The 15,257-nt window shown below is 68.4% G+C and carries 16 protein-coding genes; 7 read left to right on the plus strand and 9 right to left on the minus strand.

From position 1 onward, the window contains the following. Window positions 1-114 precede the first annotated feature (114 nt). From ABZX61_RS44690 to ABZX61_RS44710, 5 genes are all read left to right on the plus strand, one after another. Window positions 115-450, plus strand: coding sequence for a hypothetical protein (locus ABZX61_RS44690; protein ID WP_355203810.1), 336 nt, complete (start codon window positions 115-117; stop codon window positions 448-450). A gap of 125 nt (window positions 451-575) precedes the next feature. After that, the gene (locus ABZX61_RS44695) at window positions 576-755 is read left to right on the plus strand and encodes a hotdog domain-containing protein (RefSeq protein ID WP_355203812.1); all 180 of its coding nucleotides are present in this window, start codon (window positions 576-578) and stop codon (window positions 753-755) included. Between the two features lie 339 nt (window positions 756-1,094). Beyond that, the gene (locus ABZX61_RS44700; protein ID WP_355203815.1) at window positions 1,095-1,505 is read left to right on the plus strand and encodes a hypothetical protein; all 411 of its coding nucleotides are present in this window, start codon (window positions 1,095-1,097) and stop codon (window positions 1,503-1,505) included. 549 nt (window positions 1,506-2,054) lie between these two features. Then, entirely contained in the window at window positions 2,055-2,903 is an 849-nt protein-coding gene (locus ABZX61_RS44705; protein WP_355203818.1) for a metalloregulator ArsR/SmtB family transcription factor, read from the plus strand. Further along, a complete protein-coding gene (locus tag ABZX61_RS44710; protein WP_355203820.1) occupies window positions 2,900-3,499 on the plus strand; it encodes a dihydrofolate reductase family protein in 600 nt (199 codons plus the stop codon). The genes ABZX61_RS44705 and ABZX61_RS44710 overlap by 4 nt, the downstream gene beginning before the upstream one ends. A gap of 42 nt (window positions 3,500-3,541) precedes the next feature. Here ABZX61_RS44710 and ABZX61_RS44715 read toward each other — a convergent pair whose 3' ends face one another. The 5 genes from ABZX61_RS44715 to ABZX61_RS44735 form a co-directional block, all read right to left on the minus strand. Next, complete coding sequence (locus tag ABZX61_RS44715) at window positions 3,542-3,673, minus strand: hypothetical protein (protein WP_355203823.1); 132 nt, start codon at window positions 3,671-3,673, stop codon at window positions 3,542-3,544. Window positions 3,674-4,299: 626 nt separating this feature from the next. After that, the gene (locus ABZX61_RS44720) at window positions 4,300-4,461 is read right to left on the minus strand and encodes a hypothetical protein (protein WP_355203826.1); all 162 of its coding nucleotides are present in this window, start codon (window positions 4,459-4,461) and stop codon (window positions 4,300-4,302) included. A 591-nt stretch (window positions 4,462-5,052) separates the two neighbouring features. Continuing rightward, window positions 5,053-5,259, minus strand: a complete 207-nt coding sequence (locus ABZX61_RS44725; RefSeq protein ID WP_355203829.1) for a hypothetical protein — start codon at window positions 5,257-5,259, stop codon at window positions 5,053-5,055. A gap of 162 nt (window positions 5,260-5,421) precedes the next feature. Continuing rightward, entirely contained in the window at window positions 5,422-6,117 is a 696-nt protein-coding gene (locus tag ABZX61_RS44730) for a hypothetical protein (RefSeq protein ID WP_355203831.1), read from the minus strand. Window positions 6,118-6,288: 171 nt separating this feature from the next. Next, window positions 6,289-7,329, minus strand: coding sequence for an NAD(P)-dependent alcohol dehydrogenase (locus ABZX61_RS44735; RefSeq protein WP_355203834.1), 1,041 nt, complete (start codon window positions 7,327-7,329; stop codon window positions 6,289-6,291). A gap of 132 nt (window positions 7,330-7,461) precedes the next feature. On the opposite strand from ABZX61_RS44735, the gene ABZX61_RS44740 reads away from it, so the two are divergent. Then, window positions 7,462-8,184 (plus strand): TetR/AcrR family transcriptional regulator C-terminal domain-containing protein, encoded by a 723-nt coding sequence (locus ABZX61_RS44740; RefSeq protein ID WP_355203837.1) that lies wholly within the window; start codon window positions 7,462-7,464, stop codon window positions 8,182-8,184. On the opposite strand, the gene ABZX61_RS44745 is transcribed toward ABZX61_RS44740, so the two are convergent. After that, on the minus strand, window positions 8,185-9,126 hold the full coding sequence (locus tag ABZX61_RS44745; protein WP_355203840.1) for a site-specific integrase: 942 nt from the start codon (window positions 9,124-9,126) through the stop codon (window positions 8,185-8,187). A gap of 197 nt (window positions 9,127-9,323) precedes the next feature. Here ABZX61_RS44745 and ABZX61_RS44750 point away from each other — a divergent pair, with 197 nt between their 5' ends. Continuing rightward, window positions 9,324-10,229, plus strand: a complete 906-nt coding sequence (locus tag ABZX61_RS44750) for a serine hydrolase domain-containing protein (protein ID WP_355203843.1) — start codon at window positions 9,324-9,326, stop codon at window positions 10,227-10,229. A gap of 128 nt (window positions 10,230-10,357) precedes the next feature. Here ABZX61_RS44750 and ABZX61_RS44755 read toward each other — a convergent pair whose 3' ends face one another. The 3 genes from ABZX61_RS44755 to ABZX61_RS44765 form a co-directional block, all read right to left on the minus strand. Beyond that, window positions 10,358-10,507 (minus strand): hypothetical protein, encoded by a 150-nt coding sequence (locus ABZX61_RS44755; RefSeq protein ID WP_355203845.1) that lies wholly within the window; start codon window positions 10,505-10,507, stop codon window positions 10,358-10,360. Between the two features lie 30 nt (window positions 10,508-10,537). Then, entirely contained in the window at window positions 10,538-13,549 is a 3,012-nt protein-coding gene (locus ABZX61_RS44760) for a Tn3 family transposase (RefSeq protein ID WP_355203848.1), read from the minus strand. Window positions 13,550-14,092: 543 nt separating this feature from the next. Then, window positions 14,093-15,250 carry an alpha/beta hydrolase gene (locus tag ABZX61_RS44765; protein ID WP_355203851.1) on the minus strand — a complete coding sequence of 386 codons (1,158 nt, stop codon included), beginning with the start codon at window positions 15,248-15,250 and terminating at the stop codon, window positions 14,093-14,095. Window positions 15,251-15,257: the final 7 nt, after the last annotated feature.

A 15,257-nucleotide genomic window follows, 5' to 3' on the forward strand; every position in this document is an offset into this window, starting at 1 on the left:
GCCAGTCCTGCGGGAACACCCGTGCGGGCCGTGCACCTTTCCCGCGTGTCATCTGACCCACCAGGGAAGCGGGTCAGATGGCGACAAACCGGCACCTCACCGCCGTGCCCGAACGTGACAACGCGGAGACGCCGGGAGGGGTGCCGACCACCGAGGCGCTCGCCTCGTTCCTGCGTCACCCTGGAGGCGCTGCACGACGAGGCCGTCCACGAGCAGGCGCGCCACGGCCTCGTCCAAGGACGGGCCCTCGTCGAGCAGTTGGTCCGCCAGGCGATCGCCGACGGGCACATCGACTCTCACTGCGACCCGGCGACCGAGACCAACCTGCTCCTCGCCCTCACCGGCTTCGCCCCCCTCATCGAACTGGACGTGATCAGGCCCCTGGACGCGCTTGCCGCGATCGACCTGTATCTGGACAGGCTGTTCAGCGGGAACGATCGGAGTGCGTGACCTGCGCCTGCGCGCAGGGACAGGGTCGGCGGTCCATCACCGGCGATGACGCCAAAGGCGGCTCGTCCGGGCGGTGTCCGCCCGGCTGCCGATCTGGGTCGGTGGTACTGGGCGCGTACAGGCCGATGACCACGGTGCAACAGTCCACGACGTTCCAGCAGGCGGTGACAGGCAGTGACGTCCGGATCGAAGCCGTCGTCACGAAGCTGGGCCGCCGGATGGCTTTCACCGACGTCGCCCTCACCCAAGCGAACAGCGGAGAAATAGCAGCCCGAGCCTCTACGGTCTACGTTCTCTTGGGCTGACACCGCCCCACGCCCGTCCTCGGTTCCCTCCACCTCGGACGGACAATGCGCTTCCCCCGGCGTACGGCGGGCGGTGCCCTGCATCGGGCCGGGTGGGAGAGGTGCCGGCCGGGGTCGACGTCGTCACCAAACAGGCCGACGATCCGGTTTTCTGGGACGAGCTGCGGTGGGCGGCCGGCGCCCGCGTCAGCGAGGCCGACCAGCAGGCCAAGCGCTGAGCGCGTGGTTCAAAGCGTCGTTGTGCGGCTGACCAGCGAGGTACGACTCAGGGGATGGGTTAGGGCGCCGTTCGCGAAGAGGCCATGGTGACGGGTCGACGCCCTCTGTCATCGTGATGGCATGTCCGAGAATCCGACCGGCGCGCCGGTCCCCCTTCCCTCGCCCATGCGCTACCTGACTAACGACGAGTACAGCACGGCCATTGGTTACGCGATCAAAGCAGGCGCCGCCTTAGGCGACAATGAGGTGGAGAGCAGAGTCATCGCCCGTGCTGCTCTGGCCTCGTTGGGCCTGTTCGCTCCCCCGGACTTGGAAGTGTCGCCCCCGGACGGGAGTCTGTGCTCCGCGCTGGGTCTGAGATGGGACATCGGGAGCGTGGATGATGCGGCGTATATCGGGATGTGGGCCGAATGCTCAAGAGAACCCGGCCACGGCACCACCGACCACGTCAGTGAGGTTGACTGGGTTCGTTGGTCTGACGGCGAACCTGGCTCTGTGCCCGCTCGACCCGCCGACACCGAGACAGCCTGACGAGGTCACTGCCCATTGCGCAGTTCGGGGCTCGCCCGGCTATCCGAAAGCCAGTGGCCGCGAGGTACTGGGAGCACTGCGCCACTGAGCCTCAGCACAACTCCCGTTCGTCTGCGTCACAGCGGGAAAGGCGCGGCATGGGCACGCGCGAGGACATCACCAAGGCAGTCACGGCCGGCCGCGAGGCAGGCCGACCGCGACGAGTAGCACGCCCCACCGACACCGGCGCCGCACCGCGCCACCCCACAGACCGAAGGGCCCGCCACCGGCGGGCCCTTTCGCATGCCCGCGACGGCCGGGCTTCTCGATGGTGATCGGGCCCGTTGATGGCATGGGCATGGGGAGGAACTCCGACGTGCGTACCGACTGGGAACAGGATGAGCTGATCAGCAGGTGGACCCTGGTCCTGGCACCCCGCCGCCGTACCCACTGATCAACCGAGTGGCGGCTCGCCGGAGTCCCGGGCCTGCCCGGCCGATTCCCGGCTCACCCAAACCATCCCGAATTATTCCTTGACACGAATATTCGTACTGGCGAATACTTCTGCCTATGGAGACAGCGGACGCACTTCTCATCGCACTGGCCGACCCGGCCCGCTGGCGGCTAGTGACCCTGCTGGCCGAGCGGCCCCGCTCGGTCGGCGTCCTCGCCCAGCTCGCCGAGGCGCGCCAGCCGCAGACGACCAAGCACCTGCAGACCCTCGAGCGCGCCGGCCTCGTCACCTCCCAGCGCACCGGCCAGCGCCGCGTCTACGCCCTCCGCTCCGCTCCGCTGCGCCACCTGGCAGCGGCGCTCAGCCGGCTCGCCGACACCGCAGAGCAGGTCGGCGGCCCGCGCGAGACCTACGACCGGTACGGGCTCAGCCTCCAGGCGGAGCGACTCGCCGCGGAGGAGCCGGGGTGGGCCGACGGCCGCTCGTTCAGGTTCCTCCGGTCGCTGACGCAGCGCCCCGAGCTGATCTGGCGCCACCTCACCGAGACGCCCCTGCTCGCCCGCTGGTGGACGCCCGAGGACCTGCGCGTCTCCGAACTCGTCTTCGAGGCGCGACCGGGTGGACGGATCGTCCTGGAATACCGCGACGCCGAGGACGCCGACGGTTCCGACCTGGTCGCCGGGCGCGCGCAGGGAGTCGTCGACGACGTACGCCCCGGCGAGCGCCTCGCCTACCGCTCCTCCCCGATGCTTCCCAGCGGCGACATCGCCTTCACCGCCCACGTCGCCTTCGACCTACGGCCCACCGACACCGGCACCGACCTCGACGTTCAAGTCCGGATCACCGACAGCACCGTCGACTCCGCGGACTTCATCGCGGGCATCGAGATCGGCTACGGCCAGACCCTCGACAAGCTTGCGGCGACCCTCACCACGTACAACACCAATACAAGGAGCACGAAATGACGAACACAACCGGCCGCAGGGTGACCGCGAACCTGAGCCTCACCCTCGACGGACGCTACAACGGTCCCGGCGGGCCCGGCGATTTCGCCGCGTTCGCCCCGTATGCAACCAGCGACGTCGCCCGCAACCACATGACCCGCATGTGGGAGCACGCGACGACGGCACTGCTCGGCCGGATCAACGCCGAGGGATTCCTGGGTTACTGGCCGTCGGTCGCCGAAGACGACAACGCCGATCCGCGCGACCGCGGATACGCCAAGTGGCTGGTCGACACGGAAAAGGTGGTCTTGTCGACCACCCTGACCGACGCACCGTGGGAACGCGCCCGCGTGGTGAACGCCCCCGCCGCAGACGTCGTCACCGAGCTCAAGACCAGCGGCGAAGGCGACATCCTCGTCAACAGCAGCGCCAGCATCATCAAGCCACTCCTGTCGGCAGACCTGCTCGATCGGCTCTACCTCATGATCTTCCCCGAGATCGCCGGAGGCGGGCAACGACTGTTCGACGACGGCCTGCCGGCTACGAAATGGACGCTCACCCGCCAGGAGACCGGCGAGCTGGGCGAACTCGCCATGGTCTACGACCGAGTCCGCTGAGCCGGCACGTCGGCGCAGCCCGTAAACAGGCTGTGGGAACGGTCAGCTCTCCGCCGAGCCAACGTTCGCGGCCACCTTGGCGACCACTTTCTCGACCGCCTTCAGCGCGGCGGCCAAGCGCTCACGATCGCCCGGTTCCAGGGCGGCCTCGAGGCCGGCCGACTGTCTGGGCATGTCGTGTGGTGGCGCTGCTGGTCGCCGTTGGGCGGGTTGCCGTTAGGGTTGCCGGGGACGTGGCGGGCATGTCGTCGTCGGCGGACGTTGTGGGAGGCCCACGTAAGCACCGGCGAGCGAGCAGGGCGAGTGCGGCAAGCAAGCAATGGCGTACCGCTGGTAGTGGCGCAGCTCGTTTTCGATAGTGGCCAGGTAGTGGCCGACGTAGTTGCCGAGGCTTGCCGATACGGCGACCCAGAGTGCGGCACCGAAGTCGTTGTAGGGGCTCGGTAAGAGATTTGGAACGGAATCCGGCGCAGCGCGGTTCCCGCTGGTCGTGTAGCTGATCCAGTCGTCCTTCCCCGGCAGCGGTAAGCGCCGAATTCCGTTCCAGCGCACAAGGGCATTGAGCTGAAGGCGGGGCCAGCCCGGCCGGGCTTTCGGCCCTCATGAGCTGAGAAGGGGAGGTCCGCTGCTGTGGCACTTGCCGACGCGCTGGGCCGTACAAGGTCCACCGCACCCCGGACGCGACGACGGTCCGTTCCAGTCGCGGGTGCTGTTCGCCAGCTCATCCAGGCGTGGAGAACGCGACCGGTCGGTCAATCGCGAGGCTTCGGCTCCCAGTGTGTCCGTCCGGCGGATCACGCTCAACTGCCGCCGGTCTTGCTGGGGGTCATGCTCGGGATGTTCTGCGGCTGGTGCTGCTTGCAGGCCTCCTCGGCCTTCTTGAACTGCGGTGTGTTGTCGTCGAGTTTGAAAGCGCCGCTTGTGTCGGGGTCGGGGAACGACGGCACGCCGTTGCTGCGCATGCACACGGCGTACGCCGTTCTCGCGGACGCACTTGGCGAAGGCCACTGAGTCGGCCTGCTTAAGCATCGCGGACGTGCCGGATTCCTGGTCGCTCCCGCAGGCCGCGCCGGCCAATGCGACGGCGGCCAGCGCGACGGCCGGCGCGATGCTCCTGCGCGAGCGCTTCTGATTCGCGGCGTTTTCCATGTCGATCTCCATCGTGTTCGTGTTGGGGTCGTCCGGACGCCGGGGGCTACCCGGGTGGGGCTGTTCACTTCTTGGGTACGGGTGTGCCGTCGCAGCTGCTGCCGATGAGGCCCGTGTTGCAGTACGACACGGGTTCAGTGGCGCAGTTGGGCACGCGCGGGACGGATCCGCGCACGTAGGGGTCCCGGTAGCAATGAAGAAATTTTCAACGAAGTTGCGTCTGACCTGCAATAACGCAAGCTCCTCCGACTGGCGTCTCGGTTTGATCACGGTGTTGGATCATGACGCTAAGGACGGTTTGCGGCTCGGGTATCGGCCAGGGACTACGGCCGTTCCTTCGCATCGTCGGCTCCGGCGCCGCACAGGATGTCACGGCATCCTCGCCATCGATACGAGTCGCTCCCTTAAACGGGGTTAAAACACCAGGTCAGGAGGGATGAACCTCCTCGCGCGGCCCGTCTCTGGCGTATTCCGGCCGCCCCCTTGTAGAGGTGGAGGTAGTCGACGTAGATGTAGAAGAACATGAAGCTGGTCCAAGCTGCCGTGAGCTTGGCCTGCACGGGGATCGGCGGGTTGTCGAGCACGCTCGGGGTGTTCGTTCGGATGGTCATCGGTTCTTCTTTCAAGAGGAGCGGTCTCCCCGCCGGAGTGGCGGCAGGTTTGGGCGTGAATACGCACGGGTGGTCGAATTCGAGGCTGTGGCTGCCATCCCCGGGCGGCCCTCCACGGAGTCCTCGCCAGCGTGCGCAACCTCGGCGCCGCCCTCATCTCGGTCACGACCGGACGAGGCGCACGCCGGTCGCGAGCAGCCCGACGAGCCAGGCGACGAACCCTAGGAGCCCGACGAAAATCAGCGGCGAGCCGTCGGCGATCGCGAGGTTGCCCAGCCCCGCGGCGAGCAGCAGGCTCCCGCCCACCATGCCCAGCAGGCGCTGCCAAGCCGGAGTCAGCCCGCTCGCGTGCGCGGCGAGGGCCGCGCCGATGCAGGTGGTGCCGAGCATCGGCAGCGCCAGCGCGAACGCCGCCGCGTGAATCTGCCAGACGAGCCCGAACGCGGGCGTCGGCTCAGCGAGCCCGCCGGCGGAGAGCGCGAGCCCGATCTGCAGGACGTTGACAAGCACGAAGATGGCCGACAGCGTCGCGCCAGCGGCCAAGGCGAGGCGCGACCAGTCAGCGCCCGCTCCGCCGCGCCGCTCCACGAGGCCGTGCAGGGCCGTCACGAACACGAGCAGCAGCGGCAGGTACAGGGCTACCAGACCGGACACGATCGCGACCGCGTCGCGGTTGGCCGCGTAGTAGGCCAGCACTTCCTCGATCGGAGCGCCGTAGGGCAGCGCGCCCGTTACCGCAAACAACACGTTCTCTATCACCACCAACACCGCGAACGCGATCGCCGCGGCACCGACGAGCCGGCCTCGAACGAACCAACTGCGGGCTGGCGTGGTGGCGGTGTTCTTCGGTGATCTCATCTCTTACTCCTTCGTTGCGGTCGGATGACCGGCGGGTTGTCGAGCAGGTTCGGGGTTTTCGTTGGGATGGTCATCGGTTCTTACTTTCGAGAGGAGCGGTTCGTCCGCCGGAGTGGCGGCAGGTTTGGGCGTGCACACGCATGGGTTGGGTCGTTCTCGTCGGTGCGGTCGTCAGACGGTGACGACGACCTTCCCTCTGGTGTGGCCGGCCGCGATGTAGCGGAGGGCGTCGGCTGCTTCGTCGAGGGGGTACGTGCGGTCGATGGCGGGCGTGACCTGCCCGGTCGTGAGCAGGTCGGCCAGGGTGAGCAGGTCCTGGCGCTTCCCGGCCGACGTGAAGGGCTTCAGCTGCTGACGGGTGAACCCGGACAGCACGCGCGCTTTGACGATCCGGCCGAGGGGGCCGAGCCAGCGGCCGCCGCGTCCGCTGTTGGGGATGAGGGTGCCGGTGGGCGTCAGCGCTCGGCGGACAGCCGCCAGGGGCTGGGCTTCCACGTTGTCGAGGATGACGTCGTAGCGCTTCTCGGTGCGGGTGAAGTCGGTCTCGGTGTAGTCGACGACGTGGTCGGCGCCGAGCGACCGGACCAGGTCGACGTTGCGGGTGCTGCACACACCCGTCACCTCGGTGCCGAAGGCCTTGGCGATCTGTACGGCGAAGGAGCCCACGCCGCCCGACGCGCCCGTGATCAGCACCGTCTGGCCCGGTCGAACGTTCGCGATGTCGCGCAATGCCTGCAATGCCGTCATGGCCGACGTGGGCACCGCTGCCGCGTCCACGTCCGACAGGTTGGCAGGCACGGACACGAGGTGGTCCGCCGGGACGCAGGCGTACTCCGCGAGCGTTCCTGTGGTGCTCCAGCCGAACACCTTGTCGCCGGGTCGGAGAGCGGTGACGTCCTTCCCGACCGCTGCCACCACGCCAGCGAGGTCCCTGCCAGGGATGCCGTGGCGCGGCCGGCGGAGCCCGAACACCAGGCGCACCACGTACGGCTCACCGGTCATGACGAAGTAGTCGCCAGGATGTACTGAGGTCGCGCCCACCTGGACGAGCACATCGCCTCGACCGGGCAGCGGTAGCCCGACCTCGGACGACTTGAGCACCGAGGGCGGGCCGTAGCGGTGCTGGACGGCGGCCCGCATCGTCGCCGCCCCGGCCGGACTCGCCCCCGGCACCAGGCCGTCTCCGGTATTCGATCGCTGTTCGATCCCCACAGAAGCCTCCTCCTCCGAACCGCGACACTCGCTGACTCGTACACCGTACGTCGTACGCCGTACGAGTGCGTCTGCTGTACTGTGCTCGTACGCTGTACGATTGTCAATCTGTACGAGCAAGCGAGGAGACCCGTGTCCGGGAGGGAACAAAGGCAGGTCGCGTCCGACGCGGGGCTGAGCAAGCAGCGGGTGGTGGTGGAGGCGGTCCGCCTCGCCGACCGCGAGGGGGTCGACGGGCTGAGCATGCGCCGGCTGGCTCGCGCGCTCGGCGCGGGCGCGATGTCGCTCTACTACTACGTGGCGAGCAAGGACGAGCTGCTGGACGCCATGATCGACGTCGTGTTCGAGGAGATCGAGCTCCCGCCCGAAGGGACCGACTGGCAGTCGGCGATGCGACGGCGGGCGGTATCCGCCCGACAGGTTCTCGCACGCCACCCGTGGGCGAACGGCCTGATGGAGTCGCGGACATCGCCCGGGCCCGCGAACCTCCGCCACCACGAAGCGGTCACCGCCTGCCTGCGGAGGGCCGGCTTCTCGGCCTTGATGGCGACGCACGCCAACTGGTTGCTCGACAGCTATGTCTACGGTTTCGCCCTGCAGGCGGCCAGCCTGCCGTTCGACACCGCCGATGAGTTCGCGGACATCGCCGAGGACGTCTTCCTGCCCCAGCTCCCTCCTGACGAGTTCCCCTACCTCAACGAGTCCGCCGCGGCGCTCGTCTCTGCCGGCTTCGACCCGGCGAAGGAGTTCATCTTCGGCCTCGACCTCGTCCTAGCCGCCCTCGAGTCCCTGAGGGGGCCAGACCAAGTACGAGAGAAAGGGGCAGCGTCCCCTCCCACTCGGAGAAGTTCCTGATCAGTGGGTACGGCGGCGGGGTGCCAGGACCTCGGTGACCTTGGCGATGGCTTCTGCGCCGGGTTTGACGTAGCGCAGGGCGGTGCGGGGGTTCTTGTGGCGGGTCTTGCCCATGATGAGCTGCAGCGGCACTTCGGCCTCGCCGAGGTGGGTGGCGGCGCTGTGGCGCAGCTGGTGCAGATCGAGCCCGGCGTACTTCTCCAGCAAGACGCGGGCGCGGTCGTAGCCCAGGCGGGCGCGGCCGGTGTGCGGGCAGATGTCGGCGGCGGCCGGGCGGCGGGCGGGGACCGGGCGCCGCTCGGACAGAAACAGCGGACCGTGCGTGCGCGTGCTGCCGTCCGGTAGGCGTAGTAGCCGGGGCAGCAGGTGGGCGGTGCCGCGGTCCCAATACACCCACTCGGTGGCCCCGCCCTTAGAGCGGACGGGGGCGCGGCGGTGCTCCAGGTCGAGGTCTTCGACGTTCAGCGCCAGGATCTCCGCTGCCCGGGCCGCCGTCTCGTACAGCATCCGCCACAGCGTCTTCTCCCGGAGCGGGATGTCGCGGCGTGACAGCAGCTGGTGGATGGTGGTCTTGGCGACCGCGCGGGTCTCGTCGGCGCTCTCCTTGCGGCGTTCGCTGTCGGCCGGGACCGAGGGGGCGGCCCAGTGCTTATTGGTCTGGCACCAGGCGAGCCAGGAGGTGATGGCGGCGCGGTTGCGGTTCCAGGTCGCCGGCGCGCTCGCTCCCCACAGTTCGGTGAGCGCGGTGCCGATCTCGGTGTCGGTGACGTCGGCGAGCGGCCGGTCGCGGCCAAGGAGTGTGGTGACGCGGTCGATGGCTGAGGCGTAGGCGCGGTGGGTGTTGGGGTTGGCCGTGTGCGGGGTGGCCAGGAAGGCGTCGGCCGCCGCGGCGAGCGTGACGTGCCCACCGCGAAGGGCGGTGATCTTCGGTGCGGCGCTCATGCCGCCCCCCGCGCGACGCCTGCGGCGATGTACCGGATAACGTGCCGGAGTCGCGCGCCGCCGCGGCGGGCAGTTCGCCTGGTCGCGCCGCCGCCGTGATCGCTCATGTACGTGATAATAGATGATTATCACGTACATATGCGTGACCTGGGATGGGATCGATAGCCGGTCTGGCCTGCCTGGAGGCCTCACGCCACGTGGGGGCCATTGCCGTGCCGGCGCGGCGGCCGATCAGCGTGCGGGACCTGCTCACCTCCACCAACGGGCTCGGCATGGACATGACCGCGCCGGGCACCCCGATCATGGGCGCGCTCTTCGAGCGGGGTGTCTACGGCCAGGAGGACGGATGGCTGCTGCCCGCGCCGGACCCGGACGAGTGGATGCGCCGCCTCGGCACGTTGCCGCTGATCTGCCAGCCCGGCGAGCGGTGGATCTACAACATCAGCAACGACGTGCTCGGCGTGCTGGTGGCCAGGGTCACCGGCCAATCGTTCGAGGAGTTCCTGCGCGAGCGCATCTTCGACCCGCTGGGCATGAAGGACACCGGCTTCCACGTACCCGCCGACAAGATCGACCGGCTACCGCCGCTGTACGCCCCCGACTGGCAGACCGGCGAGTTCCACGTGGAGGACCCAGCCGAAGGGGGCCACCACAGCACACCTCCGGCGTTCCAGTCCGGCGGCGGCGGACTCGACTCCACCGCCGACGACTACCACGCCTTTTTCCAGATGCTGCTCAACGGCGGGATTCACGACGGCGAGCGGATCCTGTCCCGGCCCGCGGTCGAGCTGATGACCACCAACCAACTTCCGCCCGAGCAGCTGGCCGCCCGGGAGGCCTTCGGCCGCGACTCCGTCCATCGGGGGTACGGCCTGGGGCAGCACGGCGGCTGGGGGTTCGGCATGGCGGTGCGCACCTACCGGGGCGACTACGCGCCCGTCGGCCAGTTCGGCTGGGACGGCGGCAGCGGCACCACCGTCTACGCCGACCCGCACCACCAGCTCGTCGGCATCCTGCTCACCCAGACCGGCATGTCCACCCCGGATTCGGCGCGGGCCATCCACGACTTCTGGACCACGCTCTACCAGGCCATCGACAACTGACAGCCCATCCTGCCTGGTCGAGTCGGTCCAACAGAAAGACTTGACCAGGCTCCGGCCTTCGAGCGCGCACCCTTGTTGGTCATGTCCGGAAACGGGGAACTGTGACTCAAACGATCAACAAGTTGCCGTCATACGCCGCCGAGCCAGCCGAGACCACCGATGCTCAACCGGGCGTTCAGGTCGAGGCGGACCTCGCCGTACGGGCGCACGTGCAGCCAGAACAGCGGGGTCAGGCCACGCCGGTCGACCGGGGCCCTGTCATCAACCGCCTGCGCCACCTGTCTGCAGGGAGCGGGGCGCCGAACCCGTCAGGGCATCAGCCCCAGCTCACGCAGCTGTGCGGGCCGCAGCGGCCGCCAGCCGCTGGTGTCGAGCTTGGCCAGCTCCGCCTCGACGTCCACATTGATCACGCCGAAGAAATTGATATTGTCGCTGTGCCCGGGCGAGATGTGCGACAAGATCTCATCGGGCACATCCCGGCCCTGCGAACGCAGCTCCAGCACCGCCCGAGAATAATATTCGGTCGTCCACGCGACCACCGAATTGGTCAGCAGCGTCAGACACCACGCCTGCTCCGTCTGCTGCTCCAGATGCGGCCGAGTGATCGTGCCCTGCTGTGCGTAGTGCAGGTCACGGCGCAGCGCGTGCAGGCTTTCGCCCTTGTTCAGCTGCCGCGAGATCTTCCTCCTGAAGGCCGGGTCCGACAGGTACTTGGCCAGGTGCACGGTCCTTCTGAGCATGCCCCACTCCTTCAGCGCGGCGGCCAGGGTGTTCTGCCGCGAGGCGGCCGACCACTTGCCGACGATCAGCGAAGCGGTGGCCTGGCCGTACTTCAGCGACCCGGCCATCCGCAGCAGGTCCGGCCAGCAGCCGGCCACCAGGTCCTCGTTCCAGCGCGCGCCCAGCAGCGGCCCGGCGTGCGGGTAACGCTTGGTGATCTCGGTCGGGGTCTCGTCGCGCACCAGGGTGACTCGGGTCAGATCCCGCAGCCGCGGGGTCAGCGCCTTGCCGACCAGGTCGAACAACGCAAAGTTGATCAACGTGGCGCCGTGAGTATCGGTCGCATGCTCGGCGATCGGAAGGTCGGTCGTGTTGCCCAGGAAGTCGTCCAGGACGAAGTGCGCCTCCCGCGCCGTCGGCACGATGATCTTCGTGCCGTACGTCGACCACTGATCGGAGACATGGGTGTAGGTGGACAGCACTTGACCGCCGTGAATGACCATGTTCCGGCCGGTCACGGTCTTGCCCCGGACAGGGAAGCGCTGGCCGTCGGAGGAGCTCATGGTGCCGCCGCCGAACACCTTGGCCAGCTCCAGGCCGTAGTGGTGGTCGACGATGACCGTGTTGGCCTCGCGCAGCGTCTCCTCCCGCACGTACCACTCCATCGTCCAGGCCAGCACGTCGTAGGACACCCCGCACGCCTCCGACATCCGGGCCAGGCCCAGGTTCGTGGACATCGCGATGAGCACGGCCAAGATGTTGCGCTTGGTCTCCACGGACGTGCTGAGCTTGCGCCCGCCGGCGTGGGTGAAGCAGTCCAGGAAGTGCGTGCGCGCGTCCAGCTCGATCAGCAGCGAGGCGATCGGCGCGAACGGCAGCATCGCGGCCAGCTCGTCCTTCAGCGCCTTGGCCTCAGCGGGCACGTCCTCGGCCGACAGCGGCGGCACCACCAGATGCTCGTCCTCATCCAGCCGGACCATGCCGGTGTCATCTGGCAGCGCCTGGGCCAGCGTCTTCTCCAGCTCCTGCAGAGCCTCGTGCAGTTCCTCCTTGCCCTGCTCCAGCGCCTGGGCCGCGTTCGACGGCTTGCCCACCAGGCGGCAGTACTCGGCGCGCCGGGGCGCCCACTGCTCGGGCGTGTACAGGTAGGTGGCCGGGTCGGCGTAGCGGCGCGAGCCGGGCACGAACACGTCCCCGCTGCGCAGCCCGTCCCGCAGGGACAAGATCACGCACAGCTCCCAGAAGTGCCGGTAGGCGGTGTCCTCCCCCGACTTGCTGCGGGCCTTGGCCAGGTAGTCGGCGTACTTGGCGGGCACGAAGCCGGTCGGCGCCCCCGCGGGCACCTTCCGGCCGCCGAGCCGGTTCATCTCCTTCAAGAGGGCCACCGCCTCCATCAGCTCGCCGGTGCCCGGCCCGCCCTGGAAGTCGATCGCGGCCAGCACGTTCGGGGTGAACTGGCGCAGGTAGGTGTAGGAGGACTCCAGCTCCGACAGCCGGCCGTGATCGCGGGGCAGCGGCTTCCACGCATCAGAGGTGATCTCCCGCAGCCGCTGCATGCCGATCCGCTCACGCAGCATCCCGCCCACCTCATCGTCCGGGATCGACGGGTCGGCCAGCACCGGCAGGATCAACTCCATCACCAGTTGCCGGGCCTCGCCCTTCTTGGCCCGCTCGACCAGCGCCTCATCCGTCTTGGACTTCGCCCGGGACTCCCGCGCGCTGACGGCCTGGTCGAACAGGGCCACCACCTCATCGAGCTGGTCGACCGCGGCCTGGGCCACAAACGCCAGCAGGATCGGGAACTTACGCTCCTTGCGCCGCTCCAGCCCCTGGTTGGTCGAGCGGCGTGCGACCTGGGCCAGGAACCGACGGCGCTCGTTCGGCAGCACCGACACGTCCATCTGGTGGGCGTCGATCGCGCGCAGCCAGGTCAGCTTGTCGATCGCGGTCTTCACCGACGTCGCTGAGGCGTCCCGGGCCGGGCTGACCAGCCACTCCAGCCGGGTCATCCCCAGCCCCGCATCCACCACCAGCATCCGTTCCAGGTCAGCGCGGACCTCAGCTGTCAGCAGGTGCCCCACCAACTGCGAGGTCAGATCGGCGGCACCCTTGCGCGCGGTGCCGACCATCTTGGCCAAGATGAGCACGCCGGGCCGGATCACCTTGGCCGCCATCAGATACTCGCGCGCCAGGTTGAACAACAGCGTCGGCGAATCGTGCTCCATCGCCCGGTCCAGCAGGAACTGCTCCAGCTCCTTCATCGCCTGGCTGCCCGCCGGGGCCGTCTGCCACTCCAGATACTCGGCGACCAGGCCCAGATGATCCGAGCGGGTCTGATCGCGCTTGCCGTACAGCCGCAGCGCCGCCAGCGCCACGCCCAGCCGCTCCGCGACCCGGGCCACGGCCGCCGGCGGCGCCGAGGCCACATCATCGGGCACGAACCCGAGCCACGGCAGCGTACAGAGCTGGACCAGCATGCCCAGCCGATCGACAGGGCCCCGCCCACCGGGACTCACGAACGCCACGTCCGCCGCCGTCGGCGTGAAATACCGGATCAACTCATCGCCGGTGATCTCCGGGAACGAGCGCAGCTGCTCCAACTACTCCTCGGAGAACATCTTCTCGGACAACACACCTCTCCACGTGCCGTACCGGACAAAACCGGAACGAACGTAGCGGCGGTGATCATCAACTCGCCACCGGAGGTGGACTTCTCTATTTCCGCAGGTCAGACGCTACTTCGTTGAAAATTTCTTCATTGCTACCGGGACCCCACGTAGCCGGTGGCGAAGACCGTGCCGCCGTTCGCGGCGTGCACCTGCTTGGTCCACAGCCAGACCGCTTCGTAGCAATGTCCGGCCGGCACCAGGGATCCGCCGGTGTGGCGGACCTTGGTCTTACACCTGCTGGTTGAGGTGGGTCATGCGCCGAGCCGAGCCGGCTGCGGTCCTCGTTGGAGAAGACAGTCTGGCCCATGATCGTGTTGAACCGCTCCGGGGTGTCGGCCGGTGGGCCTTGGAGCTCCCTGCCCGAGCGGTTCCTTCAGGGCGGTCGGCGCCCGGTGTCGCTCTCTTTTCGCGTCTTCTGAGCCTGGGCGAGCTGTGGTCAACATCCCCTGGTGGCTTCAGGCAGCGTGTCGGGCATCAGGATTGACCGCAATTTTCCGGGCAGAGCTTGACCTCCGGGTACCGCGTTGACGGCTTGTCCAGGAGTGGCTGCCGTCGCGCCTTTAGGTGCTGGTCGAGGAAGGCTGCCACGTATGTGCGGGCGATCTCGGCGCTGCGCTTCGCGGGCAGGACACCGTAGACGGGCTTGATGCCGAGGGAGGGCCCCACCAGCGGAATGTCGGTGAACGCCTGGTGGTCTGTATCCGTCACCACGAACCAGCGCTTCCACCCGGTCAGCAGCTTCCAGTCACGGTCCCACGAAGAGTCGCTGCCGCCGGGGACGTGCTGCTCCGAACCGATGAACATGAACGGCCGGGAGAATCCGCTCTTGGGGATCCGGGCGTAGGTGCTGCCATCCATGTCGATCCCGGCGCGTACGCGGGAGTCCTTCACCATGGCCGCCATGGCGGCGGACCCGCCGATCGACTGGCCGACCATCGCGATCCTGGACCTGTCGATCAGGCCGGAACCGTCCCACTTCGCTGTCAGCTGGTCGAGCACGAAGGAGACGTCGGCCGCGCGGCCCTGGACCACCCTCGTGCCGAAGCCAGGGTCGGTGTCGCTGTCGCACGCGAGGCACTCGGCGACCCGCCCAGCGGACAGGGTCGTGACGTAGCTCTCGTAGGTGTGGTCGATCCCGGCCACCGCGTACCCCCGGCTGGCCAGCTCCTCCGCCAGGGATGTGAGTGAGCTCAACGGCTTGGTGAAGCCGGGAGAGAGCACCACCAGCGGAAGCTTCTCCCCCGCGGGTTCGGCGTCCTTGATGGCGTTCGTCCGCGTCTTGCTCAGCGTGTCAGACGGCACGCCCGCGATCTCGGAGCCCTTCAGGAAGAGCTCCGACTCCTTCGGCGTCATGTACGGCGCTCGCTCTCCGTCCTCCTGCTCGGTCGGATACCACAGGGTGACCTTGAGCTCCCTGGTTTCGACGTTGAGGTTCCAGGGATCGGGGCGGGAGGTGTCGTTCACATACAGGATGGTGGTGCCGACCGGATGGTCGCCGGTAGGCGCGGGCAGGACGGCCGGGCCGGTGGGCGTGGCCGACGGGCTGGTAGCCGACCGGGGCGGCGTGGGCGCGGAGCAGGCGGACGCGGCGAAGACGACCAGCCCTGCGGCGACTGCCAGGATCTGTCTCATCGAGAGG

The organism is Nonomuraea sp. NPDC003709 (assembly GCF_040610775.1).
GTDB classification, from domain to species: domain Bacteria; phylum Actinomycetota; class Actinomycetes; order Streptosporangiales; family Streptosporangiaceae; genus Nonomuraea; species Nonomuraea angiospora_A.

Coding starts and splice junctions, on each gene's coding strand:
- ABZX61_RS44695 (WP_355203812.1), top strand. CDS start 576: ATGACCACGGTGCAACAGTCCACGACGTTCCAGCAGGCGGTGACAGGC.
- ABZX61_RS44700 (WP_355203815.1), top strand. CDS start 1,095: ATGTCCGAGAATCCGACCGGCGCGCCGGTCCCCCTTCCCTCGCCCATG.
- ABZX61_RS44705 (WP_355203818.1), top strand. CDS start 2,055: ATGGAGACAGCGGACGCACTTCTCATCGCACTGGCCGACCCGGCCCGC.
- ABZX61_RS44710 (WP_355203820.1), top strand. CDS start 2,900: ATGACGAACACAACCGGCCGCAGGGTGACCGCGAACCTGAGCCTCACC.
- ABZX61_RS44715 (WP_355203823.1), bottom strand. CDS start 3,673: ATGCCCAGACAGTCGGCCGGCCTCGAGGCCGCCCTGGAACCGGGCGAT.
- ABZX61_RS44720 (WP_355203826.1), bottom strand. CDS start 4,461: ATGCGCAGCAACGGCGTGCCGTCGTTCCCCGACCCCGACACAAGCGGC.
- ABZX61_RS44725 (WP_355203829.1), bottom strand. CDS start 5,259: ATGACCATCCGAACGAACACCCCGAGCGTGCTCGACAACCCGCCGATC.
- ABZX61_RS44730 (WP_355203831.1), bottom strand. CDS start 6,117: ATGAGATCACCGAAGAACACCGCCACCACGCCAGCCCGCAGTTGGTTC.
- ABZX61_RS44745 (WP_355203840.1), bottom strand. CDS start 9,126: ATGAGCGCCGCACCGAAGATCACCGCCCTTCGCGGTGGGCACGTCACG.
- ABZX61_RS44765 (WP_355203851.1), bottom strand. CDS start 15,250: ATGAGACAGATCCTGGCAGTCGCCGCAGGGCTGGTCGTCTTCGCCGCG.